At 51.7% G+C, this 14490-nt stretch carries 12 protein-coding genes; 5 read left to right on the top strand and 7 right to left on the bottom strand.

Annotated elements, in window-relative coordinates:
- Window positions 1-7: 7 nt before the first annotated feature.
- Window positions 8-709, bottom strand: a complete 702-nt coding sequence (locus A3OW_RS0100150) for a ComF family protein (protein WP_332309791.1) — start codon at window positions 707-709, stop codon at window positions 8-10.
- Window positions 710-783: 74 nt separating this feature from the next.
- Here A3OW_RS0100150 and bioB point away from each other — a divergent pair, with 74 nt between their 5' ends.
- From bioB to bioD, 5 genes are read left to right on the top strand one after another with little or no spacing between them, the layout of a single operon-like run.
- Window positions 784-1788: a biotin synthase BioB gene (gene bioB / locus A3OW_RS0100145; protein WP_020561411.1), complete on the top strand. Its 1005-nt coding sequence runs from the start codon at window positions 784-786 to the stop codon at window positions 1786-1788.
- Between the two features lie 42 nt (window positions 1789-1830).
- Complete coding sequence (gene bioF / locus A3OW_RS0100140) at window positions 1831-3021, top strand: 8-amino-7-oxononanoate synthase (RefSeq protein WP_020561410.1); 1191 nt, start codon at window positions 1831-1833, stop codon at window positions 3019-3021.
- 12 nt (window positions 3022-3033) lie between these two features.
- Window positions 3034-3840 (top strand): pimeloyl-ACP methyl ester esterase BioH, encoded by an 807-nt coding sequence (bioH, locus tag A3OW_RS0100135; RefSeq protein WP_020561409.1) that lies wholly within the window; start codon window positions 3034-3036, stop codon window positions 3838-3840.
- Window positions 3837-4646, top strand: coding sequence for a malonyl-ACP O-methyltransferase BioC (gene bioC, locus A3OW_RS0100130; protein WP_020561408.1), 810 nt, complete (start codon window positions 3837-3839; stop codon window positions 4644-4646). Before bioH ends, bioC begins: the two co-directional genes overlap by 4 nt.
- Before the next feature lie 4 nt (window positions 4647-4650).
- The gene (gene bioD / locus A3OW_RS0100125; RefSeq protein ID WP_026223214.1) at window positions 4651-5310 is read left to right on the top strand and encodes a dethiobiotin synthase; all 660 of its coding nucleotides are present in this window, start codon (window positions 4651-4653) and stop codon (window positions 5308-5310) included.
- Between the two features lie 197 nt (window positions 5311-5507).
- Here the strand turns inward: bioD and A3OW_RS0100120 are convergent, their stop codons facing one another.
- The 6 genes from A3OW_RS0100120 to A3OW_RS0100095 form a co-directional block, all read right to left on the bottom strand.
- Entirely contained in the window at window positions 5508-7097 is a 1590-nt protein-coding gene (locus tag A3OW_RS0100120) for a glycosyltransferase family 39 protein (protein WP_020561406.1), read from the bottom strand.
- Window positions 7098-7216: 119 nt separating this feature from the next.
- Window positions 7217-8722, bottom strand: coding sequence for a hypothetical protein (locus tag A3OW_RS0100115; RefSeq protein ID WP_020561405.1), 1506 nt, complete (start codon window positions 8720-8722; stop codon window positions 7217-7219).
- 8 nt (window positions 8723-8730) lie between these two features.
- Window positions 8731-10065, bottom strand: coding sequence for a tetratricopeptide repeat protein (locus A3OW_RS0100110; RefSeq protein WP_020561404.1), 1335 nt, complete (start codon window positions 10063-10065; stop codon window positions 8731-8733).
- Entirely contained in the window at window positions 10055-11515 is a 1461-nt protein-coding gene (locus A3OW_RS0100105; protein ID WP_083918102.1) for a flippase, read from the bottom strand. Before A3OW_RS0100105 ends, A3OW_RS0100110 begins: the two co-directional genes overlap by 11 nt.
- 31 nt (window positions 11516-11546) lie before the next feature.
- Entirely contained in the window at window positions 11547-12905 is a 1359-nt protein-coding gene (locus tag A3OW_RS0100100) for a TolC family protein (protein WP_020561402.1), read from the bottom strand.
- Entirely contained in the window at window positions 12892-14037 is a 1146-nt protein-coding gene (locus A3OW_RS0100095) for an efflux RND transporter periplasmic adaptor subunit (protein WP_020561401.1), read from the bottom strand. Before A3OW_RS0100095 ends, A3OW_RS0100100 begins: the two co-directional genes overlap by 14 nt.
- Between the last annotated feature and the right edge of the window lie 453 nt (window positions 14038-14490).

Raw genomic sequence — 14490 nt, 5'->3', positions numbered from 1 at the left:
CCGTAGCTCAGGCCCTGGCGCAAACCCAGACGTCCACCCTGCCGACGCCTGCTTTCTTGTAGAGCGCGGCCAACTCATGCACCGTCGTACCGGTGGTCATGACGTCGTCGATCAAGGCAATGTGCCGGGCATCGACCGGTTTGACCAAAGAAAAGGCATTTTTCATGTTTTTACGCCTTTGTTTTGCCGGTAAACCGGTTTGATGAGGCGTATCGCGATGACGCGAGCAACCGGCAAAATCAAGCGGAACGTCCAGTTCCCCGGCTACGGTTCTGGCAATTTCCATCGCCTGATTAAATCCGCGCTGAGCGTATCGGGACCTGTGCAGCGGCACCGGCACGAGGCGGTCGGGCAACTGCGCATTCCGCTTCAGATACTCGGCCAACAGCGTGCCGAGCAAACGGGCATTGGGGTAGTGCGCATTAAATTTCAGCGCCGTAATCAGATGCGCCACGGCGCCCTGGTAGACGAACGGAGCATAGACTTTATCGTAGGCGGGACGGCGGCGCAGACAGCGCCCGCACAACGCTCCGCCGGCGGCGGACGCGTCCAGGACCTCGGCACAGAGGCTGCAGCAATGATCGTTTCTGGACAACAGCCGGTAACAGCCATCACAAAGGTCACGGGAAGCAAAGCCCTCGCCGCCGCATAAGATACAGGTTGGAGGAAACAGGCAATCCTGTATAATATCGAACCAGTTGTTAACCATTTTCATTCAATTGGGTTGATCGGTGATTATCGAGCCGATATGTCGCCGCCATACTGTAACAGGAGAATTTCTGCATGTCTGCCTACCCTGCCCCAAACAGGATTCCCGCCGCTCCCGCCTTGCGCCACGACTGGCGGCTGGACGAAGTTCAGGCTCTTTTTGCGCTTCCTTTCCTCGACTTGATCTATCAGGCGCAAACCATTCATCGGGAACACTTCGACCCCAACGAAGTGCAGGTAAGCAGTTTGCTCAGCATCAAGACGGGCTCCTGCTCGGAAGATTGCGGCTACTGTCCGCAAAGCGCCCGCTACGACGCCGGAGTCGCGCCGGAAGCCTTGATGCCGGTGGAAACGGTTCTGCTGGCGGCGCAAAAGGCGAAAAAGGAAGGCGCCTCGCGCTTTTGCATGGGCGCCGCCTGGCGCCGGCCCAAGGACAAGGACATCGACCGGGTCATCGAGATGGTCCAGGGGGTCAAGGCGTTGGGCATGGAGACCTGCGTTACCCTGGGCATGCTGACCGACGAGCAGACCGCGCGTCTGAAAGAGGGCGGACTCGATTATTACAATCACAACCTGGACACGTCGGAAGAGTACTACAGCGAAATCATCACGACGCGTACTTATCAGGACCGGCTCGACACGCTGGAACGGGTCAGATCGGCCGGCATTAATGTCTGCTGCGGGGGTATCGTCGGCATGGGCGAAAGCGACGACGACCGCACCAAACTATTGATCGAACTCGCCAATATGCCGAAACACCCGGAAAGCGTGCCGATCAACATGCTGGTGCAAGTGGAAGGCACGCCGTTGATGGGAACGGCTCCGCTCGATCCCCTGATCTTTATCCGCACGATTGCGGTCGCCCGAATCCTGATGCCGAAATCGCGGGTGCGCCTGTCGGCGGGACGCAACAGCATGAGCGACGAAATGCAGACGTTGTGTTTTCTGGCCGGCGCCAATTCGATTTTTTACGGCGACAAATTACTGACGACGGAAAATCCGATGACTCTTCGCGACCGGACCTTGTTCGAACGCCTGGGCCTGCACATGGGCGGTTCCAGTTACGCCCGTCCTGCGTAAGCTAGCGATCTCGAACGAAATGCCCGCTTCCGAGGCAATTTAATGGCCGAAATTTACCCGGAGTTGGCCGAAGACCTGGCGTCCATCGCGGCACGCGGCCTGTACCGTTCCCGGCGGATCGTCTCTTCGCCGCAAGGAATCGTTCTGAACGTCGACGGCAGGACACTGCTCAACTTTTGCAGCAACGATTATCTGGGCCTGGCCAATCACCCGTCCGTCGTTGCGGCGTTCAAACACGGCGCCGACCGTTACGGCGTCGGCAGCGGCTCGGCGCATCTGCTCTGCGGGCACTCCGCCGCACATCACGCTCTCGAGGAAGAACTGGCCGAATTTACCGGACGTGAACGCGCGCTCCTGTTTTCCACCGGTTATATGGCGAATCTCGGCATCGTTTCGGCATTGGCGGGCCGCGGCGATACGGTACTGGAAGACCGCTTGAATCATGCCTCGCTGTTGGACGGCGGCTTACTGTCGGCGGCGCAATTCAAACGCTATCGCCATGCCGATATGGAGCATCTCGAAGCGAATTTGACCCGCGCTTCCGGCCGCAAACTGATCGTCACCGACGGGGTATTCAGCATGGACGGCGATTTGGCTCCGCTCGATGCGCTGTCTTCGCTCGCCCGGAAGCAGAACGCCTGGCTGATGGTGGACGATGCCCATGGACTGGGCGTCATGGGCCGGCGCGGCGGCGGCATTCTGGAGCATTACGGCCTCGGCCGGAACGACGTGCCGATACTGATGGGCACTCTGGGCAAAGCGTTCGGAACGTTCGGGGCCTTCGTGGCAGGATCTCGCGAATTGATTGAAACATTGATCCAAAAAGCAAGAACTTACATTTATACCACGGCCTTGCCCCCGGCTGTCGCGGAAGCGACGCGCGTCAGTCTGAAAATGGCCATCGCCGATCATTGGCGCAGAGAAAAACTGGCCGAATTGATTCGACGTTTCAGCCGCGGCGCCGAGCAGCTCGGTTTGACCTTACTTCCTTCGGCCTCCGCCATCCAGCCCGTCGTGATCGGCGATAGCCAGGAAACAATGTTCATAGGCAAGGCATTACTCGAAAAAGGTTTCCTGGTGGGCGCCATACGTCCGCCGACGGTTCCGCAGGGCAGCGCCCGCTTGCGCATCACTTTTTCGGCGCTGCATGAAGCTCATCATGTCGACCGTCTGCTGGAGGCGTTTGAATTCATTCTGGCGCAGAGACCAGCGGCGAAGCCAACCATCGACTAATCCGGTCAATTGATGACAACGATATTTCAACAAACTTTCGGTCAAGGCAAACCCATCGTACTGGTGCACGGCTGGGCCATGCACAGCGCCATCTGGCAAACATTTGCCGAACAACTGGCGGAACGCTACCGGGTGACCTGTATCGATTTACCCGGACACGGCCTTAGCCGGCCAGTATCGCCGTTTTCATTAAAGGAAATCAGCACGGCGCTGAGCGCTGCGATCGAGGATCCGCAATGCTGTTGGCTTGGCTGGTCTCTGGGTGCGACCGTGGTTCTCGATCTGGCCGGACGGTTCCCCGAGCGGGTCGGCTCGCTCATTTTGCTGGCGGGCAATCCGCGGTTCACCCGCGCTTATTACAGCCCGATCGGTGAGCAGGCACCTGCAAGCGGCGCCTGGCCCGGCATGGATGCGCAATTGCTCGCTACCTTTTCCGATCGCTTTGCCAACAATGCTCAATCCACCCTCTTCAATTTCCTGGCATTGCAGGTTCACGGCCTGGCGGATGCCAGAACGTTGCTGAAAGAACTGAAAACCGCAGTCTACAGCCGCGAGCCTCCGGATCTTGAAACGCTCAGACAGGGCCTGCGTATTTTAAGGGAAGCCGATCTGAGGCCGGTTTTAGCCGAATTGAAGATCCCTGCTCTGGCTGTGTTCGGCGGCAAAGACACCCTGGTTCCGGCCGATGCCGGCGTCAAAATGCAACAGCTCCTGCCGTCGTTGCGGTTATCCGTGCTCGATCAGGCGGGGCACGTTCCTTTCCTGTCCCATCCCTCCGAGCTGGCAGCGATCATTTCGCGCTTTATGGATCAATCATGACTACCTTGCTGGATAAAGCCAAAATTAAACAGTCCTTCGGGGCCGCCGCCGCCCGCTACGACGGCGTCGCTCAATTGCAGCGGGCGGTCGGAAAGGATTTGCTGGACTTTGCCGGCAGCGTCCGTCTTTCGGGAACGATTCTCGATTTGGGTTGCGGCACCGGTTTTCTGACCGGAGAATTATGGAGCCGCCAGTCCGAAACGGAAACGATCATCGCACTCGATCTGGCCTATACCATGCTCCAGATGACGCGTTGCAAACTGTCGCCGAGCATACCGGACAGAAACCAACGGAAACTGGCTTGTCTATGCGCCGACGCGGAATCTTTGCCGGTTGCCGATCACTCCCTGGACGGCTTGTTCTCCAATCTTGCCTTGCAATGGTGTAATTCTTTCGAAAAGGTTTTATACGATTTCAAACGGATTCTGAAACCGGGAAGCCCTCTGGTCTTCTCGACCTTCGGGGCGGACACTCTGCGGGAGTTAAAGAGCGCCTGGGCGAGCGTCGACGCGTACAGTCACGTCAACGAATTTCATGATCCATCGGAGATACGGCGACTTCTTGAGCAAGCGGGCTTTACCGATCTGAAAATTGCCAGCCGATTGCATTTATCTCACTATGAATCGGTCCATGCGCTGATGAAAGAACTCAAACAGATCGGCGCTCATAACGTCAACAGCGGCCGCAACCGGCGTTTCACCACGAAAGCTCAAATGCAAGGCATGATCAAGGCGTATGAACCGTATCGGGTAGAAGGACGGATCCCGGCAAGCTTCGAAATCATTCAGGTTGCAGCGCGAGGTTAACGCCATGAAAGTCGGCTATTTCATCACGGGCACGGACACCGATGTCGGCAAAACCTGGGCCACCGTCGCGCTCATGCGCCATTTTAAAAACAAAGGCCAAACGGTCGCCGGGATGAAACCGGTCGCTTCAGGCTGCACTCTGAAAAACGGCAAACCGGTCAATGACGACGCCCTGCTGATACAGGCCAATGCCAGCGTCGAACTGGACTACGATCTGGTCAATCCCTACGCTTACCCGTTACCGGTTTCTCCTCATTTAGCGGGCAGAAACAATCCGGCCAATCTGGACTTAATAATGGTCAGGTTTCATGAACTGAAACCGCAGGCCGACGTCATCCTGGTCGAAGGAGCCGGCGGCTGGTACTCGCCGATCAATGACCGCCAAAATATCAGCGATCTGGCAACATCTTTGGCATTGCCGGTCATTCTCGTCGTCGCCATCCGGCTCGGCTGCATCAATCATGCCGTATTGACCGCTGAAGCAATCAATCGTTCGGCCTTGCCTTGCGCCGGCTGGATCGCTGTCTGTTCGGATCCTGCCATGAAAAAAATTGAAGAGAATATCGGTCGTATTCATCAGGAGCTTCATGTCCCGCTGCTGGGCGTCTTGCCGTTTCTGGAAAAGGCCGATTTCGATCGGATGGCCGAGCAATTGCGTTTATAGATTAAGTCCTGAGCCAGACCTGGCTGAAGTAAAACAACCGTCCGCGGCTGAAATACCGTGCTGAACAAGCCCCGTCCCGGCAGAAACCGAAGATTCGATCTTGTTCCCGCAGAATTGGCTTATCGACAAGCCGGCGTCAAAGGATGGTTCTGATTAAGGTTACCGGCGCTCCGGGTTACCATTTGATATCGAGGAAGTTAATATCTTTCCCAAAGATAAAGCTTGCCGTCATAGCTTTCGTCAACCAGGGTCATGTATTTATCGATAAATTCCAATGTTTCCGCATTCAGAATGTCGCGCAGAGGCCGGTACGGAGCGGCAAGCAGCCAAACTCGCTCGTGATTGTACAATGCATCCAGTAGTTCGTCCTTGCTCCGCAGGGTGATGTTTCCGGCGTATTTATCCAGATAATAAGGCGAAGTGCCTTCTGCGTTGTATACCAGTTTTTGCATCGTATAATTCTGCAGAAAATATTCGCCGGATTTATTGATGTATCTTCTCAATGTAAAAGGGGCAAAATTGATGATGGCATCCCCAGGCTTGGAAAGCTTGTCCATCGTCTCGATCAAACCTTTGTAATCGATCGAGGCTAGACCCGGCCTCATGTCTCCGCGGCCTATGTCGCTGAAATCGCCGTAATTTCTCCATAGCTTGGGCCCAAAAGCGCTGGAGGAGCCTATTTCGATGGCGATCAGCAGACAGTAACTGAGGCGGCGCGCCGTTCTGCCGCCGCCGAGCGTGTCGCTGAACGCCGTTGAAGTCACCGACTTCAATAATTCAAAGGTCACCACCGCAACGGCCATGAACAAAAACGGCAGAGCATAATAAATGTAATGCGCGCTGTAATAACCCAAAAAATTGGTCATGAAAAAGACGGCAACGATCGTCAGCAAATAAACGAAACGAAAGTTGATGCTTTTGCGCGTGTAGAAAATGCCGACGATGAATAATCCGGTCAATACCCAGTGGCCTTCCCGGGTAAAGAGTTCATTGATATAGAAGAAAGGATCGTAATAAGTTTTGGTAAAAACGAACTCCGGCAAGGAAACGTCGCCTCGCCCCGAACCTACCATCAAATAGCTTTTCTGCAACAGCACTCTTCGAATGCCTTGGGCGACCACGACAAAGACAATGATTGCGGAAGCAATCCAGACATGCCGGTTTTTAAGCCAGTCCCAGTTTCCCCAGCGCATAAGGATGATGACGACCAGAAGAATCGGCAACAGAAAGCCTATTCCTTCCCAACTTAGGTAAGAGCACGTAAAGAAAAAAGTCGTCAGATAATACGTACGGGGCTCGACCTTATCGAGAGTAATAATTTTGTGAGCCTGAATGATGGTCAGCATCGCAAAGAATTGCATTTGCGAAGGATGAAAGGCGTTCGTAGCCCAGAAAATGGCCCAGGGAGATAAAGCGTAGAGTACGCTGGCCAAAATCGCGACGCGCCAGTCGAACCATCGCCAAGCGGTAGCGAAGATGAGATAAGTGGTGCCGAGCCCGAACAGAGCCGCAGGCAAACGAACCGCAACGTCGGTCAGTCCGAGCAAGCCGATCGACAGCGCCATAAAGTAAGGCACTATCTCGTAGGTTGCCAACTGTACCTCCATGCTGCCTACATAAACATAAGGATATCCCTTTTCCAGAATGCTCTGGGCAAAAACGACAATGGTGCTTTCATCCAAAGTAAGGGAACGTATGTCGATCGAACTAAACCGCGCCAACGCGGCGCAGGTCAGCACCAGGACGGCGGAGAGCCAATAAAATAAGCGCTGATCCAGCCGGTTCATACGATCCAGGAAGGAGCGCGAGTGTATGTCTATCGAATTGAACCGGGATAAAAACAAGTTCGCAAAGGTTTGTGCCTCGGAGAGCGAAAAAAATAATCGGCGTTCTGAATGGTTCACGGCTATTGTCTCCCGGAGCGGCGTAGTGGTTCATCCAAGTGGGCGGATTTGAAATAAACCTCCAACATCAGCCATGCTATCCAGCTCAAAATAATAAGGCAGATTCCCCAAAAAGTCGTGCCACTTAAAACGGCCGAAGGATCCATACGCACATCGAAGCTTATCAGTACGGCAAAAGCAATGAGCAAAGCCCCTACAAAATTCGGAATGGCATAAATTTCAAGAGCACGAAGCTTATCGATGACCATCCGCTTTTCAACAAACGACACGAAAATCAGCGCCAATCCCATATTGACCAGTAGAATGAAGCTGGCAGGCCAAAAAAAATCGAAAAATTCTTCCATGGCCAGCCCCACGGGTACTTCGAGGGTCATGATGCGCACTGCCGGCAATCCCCGCAAGACGCCCGATTTCACCTTGAGCTGATAACTGATCGGCACGGGCTCCATAGGTCCCAGCAAAAATGCTTTATACCAGTCGTCGTCGGACTGTACGGCAGGCACAGTCGTGGATTTGGCCAGCCAGTTTTGATCCGAAGACAGTTCGACCGGTTTCCCGTCCACCAATACCCTAGCGGCAACCGCCAAGCGGATACCCGGCTGATGACTGGTAATCTCGACGGTAATGTTATTGTGTCCCAGCTTCAGGTAACGCCCGATATTGAACGTATCCATATTGGAGTTTCCGGGGCTGCCCGTCAGCAGGAGATTATCGTTGACGGCCAGCTTGTAGGTACCGTTGGTGGCAATGCCCAGCCAGGCGCTGTCTATCCGGGAGCCGTCCAGCTCGAAGTGACGGCGGAAAGTCCCGTTGAGCGCCGAGGTATCCCGGCTCCATATCCACTCGCCTTTGGGAAATTCGGCATACAGTTCGGGAGGAACGCTCAGGTCCTGAATGATCTCATTGTCCTGCAGCGTATAAGGAATCGGCTTTTCCCATTGATCGTCGATAAACTGTTCGTCATACCAGGAAACGTCACCCGCCGCTTGAGATTCCTGCTTGGTGGATACCCGCCATGAGTCCGTATCGGTCACAATACTGTGCCGATGGTTTATGGAATCCTGCCAGTATCCGTTCACGATTAACGAAGCCGATCCCGAATAGGTTTTTTTTACGACTCGAATCGCAATGAGATTCATCCCGACGTCGAGCATGGAGGTGATATCGTAAATACCTGTGGTGAGTATGGATGTAAAGCTGTTGGCCGCAGCTTTCTTACCGTTCACGTACACTTCGAAATGGTCCGGAGCGGCAACCTGCAGAATGGCTTTTGTCGCCAGGCTGTCGATCATCAATTCCGTTCGGTAATAACCCGACGCCGACGCTTTTTTGGGCGCAATCCAGTGCGCATTATCCCATTCGGCCAGATATGTCCGGTTTCTGAATGGCCCCGAGGTCTTGGCATCCAGCCAACCCAACAGGACGCTGAATGCAACAACGATTAAAACCGGCCGTAACCAGGCGAAACCGGCGGGAAGAAATCCCGAAACAATGCGATATATTTCCATAATGCCTACTACGTTCCGCTTAATCCTTTAAGCGCCCAATAATTCTCTCTGTCATCCAGTTTATAAGAAGAAGAGTACGCATCCCTGGCTCGAATGTAATCTTCCATGCCGACAAAACACTCGGCTAAGGTACTGTAAAAATTGGCTTTGATGGAGGCTCTGCTGACCTTGTCGATAAGTTTTTCCATAATCGCCTTACAGTCTTCATGTTTTCTAAGATCAAGCAATACCTTGGCCCGGTAAAAATTACCGTTCAATAAGCTGGAATCGATCGACAATGCCTTTTCGAAATTACTCAAAGCAGCCGCCAGTTGACCTTTCGAATAAAACTCTCCGCCGCTTTTAAGATAAATTTTAGTCAGCTTTCGTACGGAATGTGCCAACAGGGGAGATAAAAAAACGGAATCGATAGGTTCGTGCGCCACAAAATATTCAAGATGAAGCGCCGCCTGTACAGGGAGCTGACGCCTGGAGTTTTCTTCAGAAACGTAAACCTGGGCAAAGGGGTGATATTTTCCTTCTTTCGAAAGATAGGCGCTGGACACATTCAACAGGAACAGCTCGGAATATTGCAATGCAGGATCGTTGACCAGGGCCGCCGCATAATTGTCTATTGCTTCGTTATAAGCGCCTTGAGTCAACAATCTATCCCCTTCGGAATGGCGATAATCCGCATATATTTCATTAAAGCCGATCAATACCGCTAAAACGAGCGAGATGCCGGCCGACATGAGCAGTGCGCCGAGAGCGTTCCAGGTTTTCTCCTGCATGGGCCGGTAACTGAACAGAACTATCAATACGCCGATTCCGGCCAAATACCATCCCCAACTGGTAACGGCCAATACCACCATGAAACGGTCGACGAGATACTCGAACCCCGTCAAATAAGTCGTGGGGAATTCCACCCCGGTATTTGGGATGAAGTTTTTCGCCAGGAAGGAACGCAATCCGTTATATTGGTCGGCTTCAAGGATATACTGGATCGTCCAGTGGGTATCGACAAACAATAGATAAATAGGAAAATACAGCAGAGCGACTAAAGAGAGGGACAATAATATTCTGCCCATTTCATCACGCCGCATCAGCGCCGAAGCTACGGCGCCGACAATCAAAATTAAAAAGCCCGCCCCTTGAGAAAATACGGTCGACTCTTCGGCCCCGCTTGTCGCTCCGTAGGGAATCGAAAAACCGGTGATTTTGGCGGATAGAGGAAAATGAAGCCATTCGCTGACTCCGCCGGCGAGCGTCAGCAGCAACCCCAGCAAGGCCAGAACAAAACGACCGGAGTTGAACAGCGAGAATAACTTGGCCAGAGAAAAGGCCGGCCAATATTTAGGTGCCATGTTTCACTCTCAATGTTTCTTCGAGCAAGGTTAGCTGTCTGCGGGAAACGGCGCCAAATGCCAGAATTAACAGTAAATACAGAATGACGTACAGACAGACCAGTGCAATCAGTACAACCAACGTTTTTTCCTTGTCGTAGAAGAGTCCAAGCATCAAAGCGAGACTGGAGATGCTGACTGCAAACAAGGGTTTGTAAATTATTTTTAAATAAGGCAACAAATACCCCAACCGCCACAGATAAATTAAGCCGCTGAGGAAAAAAGCGATTTCGGCGCTCAGCGTGGCGATGGCTGCACCATAATGGGCCTTCAACGGAATAAGCCACACATCCAGACCGGCCTTGGTGATCAAGCAAATGGCCGAGCTTATCGTATAAAACTTCTGGTGGCCCAATGCCGAGAATAGATAAATGTACAGCGCGGTAGGGAACAAAAAAACGACGCTACAGGAAAGCATGCGTAAAGTCGGCGCGGCTTCCTGATATCCGGCTCCGAAAAACAAATTCACAATCTGGGGAGCCAGAATGATCATCAAGGCGCAGATAGGCAGTGCAATCACCATAAAAAACGACAGCGCCTGGGTAACGAAGGAGAACAGCCTTTCCCGCGACTCCAGGGCCAGGCGGGTAAACGGAGGAAACAAAGGCAACGATAATGTAAAAGGAATCATGTCGATCATCTGGATTACCTTGTACGCGGCATTGAATAACCCCACGGACGACGTCGTCGACAATGCGGTCAACAGCAATGTATCGACGTGAAGAGTGATCCTTCGAAAGATCATGGCGAGCCCGATCGGAAAAGCTTCCTTGATCAGATAGCGCCAATAGCGCCTATCGAAGCGCAAGGACAGTTTGAAATAGCGGCGGCTCACGACAATGTAGAAAAACATCATCTGATAAATGTTGGCCAGCATAAAGGCTTCGGCTATTTCGACTACCGTGCATTCGAAATGAATGGCGGTTAAAACGAGCAGGAACAACACGATCTTGTGAGTCACGTTACCTACTGCATTAAATCCCATTTCTTCAAAAGCACGGCATACCGAACCATAGGCAACCGAATGGAAGGTCGTCAGAACCGCTACGCCCATGATCAGGGTGGCTTTGTATCCTTCTTCCGAGAGAGAAAAAAAACTCCCAAGGAAAGCGATAACTCCGAAGATTAATAGCGAAAACAACCATGCCAGTGGAATTATCGCACCCATGATGTGCGCGGCCTTGTCTTTCGCTCGAGAAATTTCCCTGACGATTACATTGGTTAAACCAAAATCGGCAATGAGCTGGAACAAGCCCACAAATGCCAGAATGTAGGAAAAGACCCCGAATTGCTCCGATCCTAAAAACCGGGCAATAAAGATGAAAACAACAAATAATAATGCGCCGCCGATAGCCTCACTGGCAATTCCAAAAAAAGAATTCCTTAGTATCTTCCGTGCTGGGGTCGTCATGCTGACTCTGATTCAAATAATTGATCGGGAGCTATCTTGAAGACGCAACGAATTTTCCCGTTGTGATGATGACGTCGTAGTAATTGGCCCAGGCCAAGTAACGATCTTCTATCAGCTTCAATTTGGCCTTCAGAGTGTCGCTTTCATCCTCCAGCACCTGATCCAGTCCGACAAATCCCTTTTCATAACCGTCCTTGCTTTCTTCCTCGACCAGTCCGGCATGAGCGATCTCCTTCTTGTCGACTTCCATCTGTTCCTTGGCATCCTGCAACGAATTGTAGGAACCATGAATCTGATGAACGAGAGCTTCTCTCGCGGCTTCCAGTTTGTGACTGTTTTCGATCACTGCCGCTTCTTTGGCGTCCTGTTTAAACGATTTTTGCCCGAAATCGTAGATCGGCATGGCCACGTTCAGTCCGACGCTATAAAAGCTTGTTATATTGTTGTCCACTATATTGTTGGCTGCGATTGCGGACGAGGCAAAGGTAACGGTCGGCAAGGACTCGCCTTTGACGTCTTCCAGTTCGGCTTTCGCTAGTTGCAGTTCCGCTTCCTGGGATTTTATAGTGCCGTTAATGTTTAACGCGCGCTGCAACAGTTCCTGTACAGGGGGAACATCGGTAATCACGTCCGGCAGCTTGGCGAGTTCAAGCTTCCTGGTTTCTTCGTTTCCCATTGCCATATTCAGCTTGAGCATGTACAGATCCTTTTTCCGGCGAGCGATGTTCAAATTCGCCGCTTCCGTTGCCAAAGCGGTCTCGACCGCGAGCTCTTCCGATTTGATGGCCAGTCCTTCCTGACCCCGCTTGCGTACATAGTCCAGCCATTTCGATTGAGAATCATGGGTTTGCTGATGAATGGCCACTTCATCTTCCGCCTGAAGAACCCCCAGATAATATTGCAGAACTTCTATTGTGACTTTATCGGACATAGCCAAACTATCGGCGCGCGCTTTGTTTGCTTCAGCCTCGGCCTGTTGAACCGCCGGTGCGTCGATATTGAACAAAGAACCTTTTTTGAATACCGGAACGGTAACAGTCAAGGCGCCAGAGGCATAGCCCCCTTTCGTTTTTTGACCGACGCGAAAGGCTTCTCCCCGATCAATCGATTGATTCAGCGAGAAGAAGGAGTAAGGCGCGCCGTTTCCGTACATGGAACTGACTGCCGCCGAGATGGTTGGAAACCCCCCTCTTTCGGCGGATTGGAGTTCCAGTTCCGAGGACGAAATACTGGCATTCGCTCCGGCTAAGGAACTGCTGTTTGACAGCGCTTCTTCAACCGCTTTTTCGGGACTTAGACGCAACGTTTCGGCATAGGCGCCGCCACCGACGGCTGTCCACGCAATGGCCACCCATAATGCTTTTTCTGTCGATGTTCTAATTTGAAACATAATTATCTCCAAAGCGTACCTTATCATTATCCTGCAATGAGGCTTGTCCAACCACTACCACACGGTCTCCTTCGTTAAGCCCTTCCTTGATTTCGACATATCCCTGAGAGATTGATCCGGTTTTCACTTTCCGAAGATGTGCAATCTTTTCATCATCGACAACAAAAGTTGAAGCCGAACCGTCTTGCGATGAAATGAGCGCGATACTGGGTATTTTTATGGACTGACGATTCGTTTTAAGATAAGCAACGCCGTTCATCCCTGGTTTGACTTCAAGATCCGGATTTTCCAGCCGTGCGATTACTTCAAAGAGGTGAGTCTCCTCGTCAACGGAGGGTTGAATGACTGCAACTTTGGCTTTAAATTTTCGCCCGGGAAAAGCATGGAGGGAAACCTCCATTTCCTGCCCTACGAAGACCGATTTCGCTCTTTCTTCACTCACCTTGGCGTTTAATAAAATGGGATCGATGGCATTCAGAGTCAGTAAGTCGCTTGCCTGTTTTATAATGGTGCCTTCATAGAGATCCAGTGTGGTGACCACCCCGGCGACAGGCGATTCGATACGACAACCGCTGAGGTCGTACTTGGCTTGTGAATATTTATAATTGGCATTGGCCCAGTTAAATTCCTTAGTGGACTTTTCCTCAACCGCTTTCCGATATTCTTCTTCGGTCACTCGTTTGTTTCTGAACAATTCCTGCATTCTCTCCAATTTTATCCGGCTTTGATCAAGTTCAATTTTGGAGCTTTCCAGTTGGGAAGCCGCCGCGGCCAGCGCCGCTTTTAACAAGGTATCGTCTATTTCAATCAGCAATTGGCCTACCCGAACTTCCTGACCGAGTTGAACATGAATTTTCGTCACCCTTCCGATGGAAAGCATGGTACGAATCGGGATCGACTGGCTTGCCTTGGCGACCACCTCGGCGCCTATCAATTCTTCAATCCCTCCTCCTTGTGCCACCTGCACTTCAACAGGAAGCGGCGAGGAGAACGCTTTTGCAATCTTAGGGTTGGTTTCTTTGAGATGGACGAAAATATATTTCATCCCTAGAACAAAAAATATTAAAAGGATACCGGCAAGGGCTAGGAGATAAGTCGTTTTGCCGCTGCTGTTAAAGCGAATCATTTTCATAGATTGGAGGCTATAGTAAATACTTTATAAGAAATGCGGACTATTACGCCGAGCGACGATCCTTTATTAATGGCCATGGGAAAATACAAGCCGAGCGAATGAAATAGCTTTAAACTCAATATCCCCCCTTAAAATTATTATTTGTTTCCGTTCGCACACAGCTACAGAGCCGGTCGGCTCAGTGCAAAGGAATTTCCATGACAGACTTCATGGCTCAGTGACTTGAATTATTAAATTCAGTGGCTTGAATCATTAAGTGGTTAATATAGCATAACTTTAAAGAAGCGGCTAGTGCGCTAATTCCATAACCGCCGCCGGCAGGAAAGGATGCATTCAGGCCTGAATGAAGTTAATTAGAGATAACGAACGGAGAGCAGTTCTCCTTTTTCATCCTGCCGGATTGTCTCTTGAGCTTAGTGCTGAAGAACTGCATGGCCAAGCATGCCTGAATTC

Origin of the sequence: Methylosarcina fibrata AML-C10, from assembly GCF_000372865.1 — a bacterium.
GTDB classification, from domain to species: domain Bacteria; phylum Pseudomonadota; class Gammaproteobacteria; order Methylococcales; family Methylomonadaceae; genus Methylosarcina; species Methylosarcina fibrata.
The sequence above is the reverse complement of the archived record's forward strand: the minus strand, read 5'-3'. Positions and strand labels throughout refer to the sequence as shown.

Coding starts and splice junctions, on each gene's coding strand:
- A3OW_RS0100150 (WP_332309791.1), bottom strand. CDS start 709: ATGGTTAACAACTGGTTCGATATTATACAGGATTGCCTGTTTCCTCCA.
- bioB (WP_020561411.1), top strand. CDS start 784: ATGTCTGCCTACCCTGCCCCAAACAGGATTCCCGCCGCTCCCGCCTTG.
- bioF (WP_020561410.1), top strand. CDS start 1,831: ATGGCCGAAATTTACCCGGAGTTGGCCGAAGACCTGGCGTCCATCGCG.
- bioH (WP_020561409.1), top strand. CDS start 3,034: ATGACAACGATATTTCAACAAACTTTCGGTCAAGGCAAACCCATCGTA.
- bioC (WP_020561408.1), top strand. CDS start 3,837: ATGACTACCTTGCTGGATAAAGCCAAAATTAAACAGTCCTTCGGGGCC.
- bioD (WP_026223214.1), top strand. CDS start 4,651: ATGAAAGTCGGCTATTTCATCACGGGCACGGACACCGATGTCGGCAAA.
- A3OW_RS0100120 (WP_020561406.1), bottom strand. CDS start 7,097: ATGAACCGGCTGGATCAGCGCTTATTTTATTGGCTCTCCGCCGTCCTG.
- A3OW_RS0100115 (WP_020561405.1), bottom strand. CDS start 8,722: ATGGAAATATATCGCATTGTTTCGGGATTTCTTCCCGCCGGTTTCGCC.
- A3OW_RS0100110 (WP_020561404.1), bottom strand. CDS start 10,065: ATGGCACCTAAATATTGGCCGGCCTTTTCTCTGGCCAAGTTATTCTCG.
- A3OW_RS0100105 (WP_083918102.1), bottom strand. CDS start 11,515: ATGACGACCCCAGCACGGAAGATACTAAGGAATTCTTTTTTTGGAATT.
- A3OW_RS0100100 (WP_020561402.1), bottom strand. CDS start 12,905: ATGTTTCAAATTAGAACATCGACAGAAAAAGCATTATGGGTGGCCATT.
- A3OW_RS0100095 (WP_020561401.1), bottom strand. CDS start 14,037: ATGAAAATGATTCGCTTTAACAGCAGCGGCAAAACGACTTATCTCCTA.